This window comes from Mesorhizobium sp. M4A.F.Ca.ET.022.05.2.1, assembly GCF_003998845.1.
Classification (GTDB): Bacteria; Pseudomonadota; Alphaproteobacteria; order Rhizobiales; family Rhizobiaceae; genus Mesorhizobium.
Genome location: NZ_RZOJ01000824.1, coordinates 1 through 519 on the forward strand (window position 1 = coordinate 1; position 519 = coordinate 519).

1 protein-coding gene is annotated in these 519 nt (G+C 67.4%); it reads right to left on the minus strand.

What is annotated here, in order from left to right; translation table 11 throughout:
* Positions 1–519 (minus strand): ATP-binding cassette domain-containing protein (locus EN745_RS35635; protein WP_145992368.1); only part of this gene is annotated, 519 nt, incomplete at both ends.

A 519-nucleotide genomic window follows, 5' to 3' on the forward strand; every position in this document is an offset into this window, starting at 1 on the left:
CGACCTTGTCGATCCGGTCGGTGAGCGGGCCATGGCCGTCTTCGGCAGTATGAAGGGAATGGTTGCGCATGACGAGGATGCGGTCGGCAACCTCCAGCGCTTCCTCGGTATCGCTAGTCGCGATCAGGGTCGCCGAGCCGCTCTGGCTGCCGCGGATGGCGGCGATCAGGTCGGCGCGCGCGCCGACATCGACGCCTTGGAACGGTTCGTCGAGCAAGAGCAGCCGGCAAGGTGCCGCCTGCCAGCGGGCGAGCACGACCTTCTGCTGGTTGCCGCCGGAAAGTTCGTCCAACGTGTCGTCCGGTCCGCGCGCCTTGATGCCAAGCCGCACTATCGCCTCGGCGGAAACCTTTCGCTCGCGCTGGGTCCTGAGCAGGCCGCCTGGAAACCAGCGGCCGAGATGCGGCAGGGCGATGGTGCCGGCGATGGTGGCGCCGGGAACTTCCGGAGGCAGCAGCGATGATTGCCAGCGATCCTCGGCGGCCATGAAGACGCCCTTCTGGATCGACTGTCCTGGCC